Origin of the sequence: Actinoplanes sp. NPDC051633 (assembly GCF_040681735.1) — a bacterium.
GTDB lineage: Bacteria > Actinomycetota > Actinomycetes > Mycobacteriales > Micromonosporaceae > Actinoplanes.
In genome coordinates this window covers 1-2281 of sequence record NZ_JBFAZH010001213.1, presented here as the reverse complement: position 1 = coordinate 2281, position 2281 = coordinate 1, and the positions used below count along the sequence as shown (strand labels likewise).

The 2281-nt window shown below is 71.3% G+C and carries 3 protein-coding genes; 2 read left to right on the top strand and 1 reads right to left on the bottom strand.

All coding sequences use genetic code 11. The annotated features are described in order from the left end of the window. Both AB0M20_RS39160 and AB0M20_RS39155 read left to right on the top strand, forming a co-directional pair. On the top strand, positions 1 to 975 hold a 975-nt coding region (locus AB0M20_RS39160; protein WP_364306083.1), incomplete at its 5' end, for a cellulose binding domain-containing protein. A 13-nt stretch (positions 976 to 988) separates the two neighbouring features. Beyond that, the gene (locus AB0M20_RS39155) at positions 989 to 2203 is read left to right on the top strand and encodes a glycoside hydrolase family 27 protein (RefSeq protein WP_364306081.1); all 1215 of its coding nucleotides are present in this window, start codon (positions 989 to 991) and stop codon (positions 2201 to 2203) included. A 2-nt stretch (positions 2204 to 2205) separates the two neighbouring features. On the opposite strand, the gene AB0M20_RS39150 is transcribed toward AB0M20_RS39155, so the two are convergent. Then, a partial coding sequence (locus AB0M20_RS39150; RefSeq protein ID WP_364306085.1) for a DUF664 domain-containing protein occupies positions 2206 to 2281 on the bottom strand: 76 nt, incomplete at its 5' end.

The following is a 2281-nucleotide window of genomic DNA, read 5'->3' as shown; positions in this document are numbered from 1 at the left end:
GTCATGAACAACCGCTGGGGCAGCTCAGCCGAGCAGTGCATCAACGTCACCGACCGCGGCTTCGAGATCACCAGCCAGCAGGGTGTGGGCAACACCAGCGGCGCGCCCGTCTCGTACCCCGCCGTGTACGACGGGTGCCACTACGCGAACTGCTCGCCCGGCACCCGCCTGCCGCTGCGGGTCAGCGAGATCAGCAGCCTGACCAGCACCGTCGGCTACCGGTACGTGAGCGGCGCGACGTACGACGCGGCGTACGACATCTGGCTGGACCCGACGCCGAAGACCGACGGCGTCAGCGCCATGGAGATCATGATCTGGTTCAACCGGCAGGGCTCGATCCAGCCGATCGGCTCGCCGGTCGGCAACACCACCATCGGCGGCCGGACCTGGCAGGTGTGGCAGGGCTCCAACGGGCAGAACAACGTGATCTCCTACGTGGCGCCCTCGGCCATCACGAGCTGGTCGTTCAACGTCCTGGAGTTCATCAACGACGTCCGCACCCGCGGCGCGATCACCAACCAGTGGTATCTGACCAGCGTGCAGGCCGGGTTCGAGCCGTGGATCGGCGGCGCCGGGCTGGCCGTCACCGACTTCTCGCTCGCGGTCAACGCCGGCGGCGGGACGCCCGGCCCGGGTCCCGGTCCCGGGCCGCAGCCCGCGTCCTGCCGGGTGAAGTACGCGGCCGACTCGTGGAGCGACGGCTTCGTCGCCAACGTGACCGTGACCAACACCGGCGGCACACCGATCAACGGCTGGACGCTCGGCTTCACCCTGCCGTCCGGCCAGACGGTGACCAACTCGTGGAACGCCACCCTCTCCGGGACGAGCGGGGCGCTGACCGCGCGCAACATCTCCTGGAACGCGGCCATCCCGGCCGGCGGCAGCGTCTCGTTCGGCTTCCAGGGCACCCACCGGGGCGGCTTCACTGCACCGTCCGCGTTCACGCTCAACAATGGGAGTTGTGGAATCGCCTGAGCCAACTCCACCGATGGGGTGGAACAGCTGGGACTGCTACGGCACCTCGGTGACCGAGGCCGAGGTGCTGGCCAACGCGGAGTTCATGGCGCGGCGGATGCTGCCGCACGGCTGGGACACCGTGGTCGTCGACATCCAATGGCACGATCCCACCGCACGGGCCGGCGGCTACAACGACGCCGCGCCGCTATCGCTGGACGGGTACGGGCGACCGGACCCGTCCAGCGCGCGGTTCCCCTCCGGGTTCCACGCGCTGGCCGATCGCATCCACGGCCTCGGTCTGCGCTTCGGCCTGCACATCATGCGGGGGATACCGCGCCTGGCCGTCGAGCGCGAGCTCCCGGTCCTCGGCACGTCGTACTCGGCGGCCGACGTCGCCGACCGCACCGCGACCTGCCCGTGGAACACCGACAACTACGGGCTCGACCTCGGCCACCCCGGCGCGCAGGCGTACTACGACTCGATCGGGCAGCTGTTCGCCGGGTGGGGCGTCGACTTCGTGAAGGCCGACGACATGCTGTGGCCGTACCACGAAGGGGAGATCTCCGCCTTCGCCGCCGGCCTGCGTTCCGCCGGGCGGCCCATGCAGCTGAGCCTGTCACCCGGTCGCGGCCTCTCCACCGAGCACCTCGGCCATCTGCGCGACAACGCCACGATGTGGCGGATCTCCGACGACCTCTGGGATCGCTGGGCGGACGTCTACGAGCAGTTCGCGCGGCTCGCCCGATGGGCGCCGTTCATCCGGCCCGGCGCCTGGCCGGACGCCGACATGCTGCCGCTGGGCCACATCGGCATCCGCGCCGAGCGAGGGGAGGACCGGCACTCCCGCCTCACGCCCGACGAACAGCGCACGCTGATGTCGCTGTGGTGCATCGCCCGGTCACCGCTGATGGTCGGCGGCGACCTGCCGACCTCCGACGAGGCCACCATCGCGCTGCTGACCAACGACGCGGTGCTCGGCCTGCTCAGGCACAGCCGCGGCAACCGCGAGGTGCTGCGCGACCACGGCCTGATCGGGTGGGTCGCGGAGCCCGGCTACGCCGGCCTGTTCAACATCGAGGACCAGCCCCAGAGGGTACGGGTGCCGCTCGCCGACCTGGGCCTGCGCGGCGCGGCCGGGCTCACCGACCTGTGGACCGGCGACCCGCTGCCCATCGAGTCGGGCGCGCTGGTCGCGGACCTGCCCGCCCACGGCTGCGTGCTGCTGCAGGCCGACCGGCCCGGCTGACCTCAGCGGCCGGTGGTGCCGTCGAGCTGCTCCCGGATGATGTCGGCGTGCCCGGCGTGCCGCGCCGTCTCGCTCGTC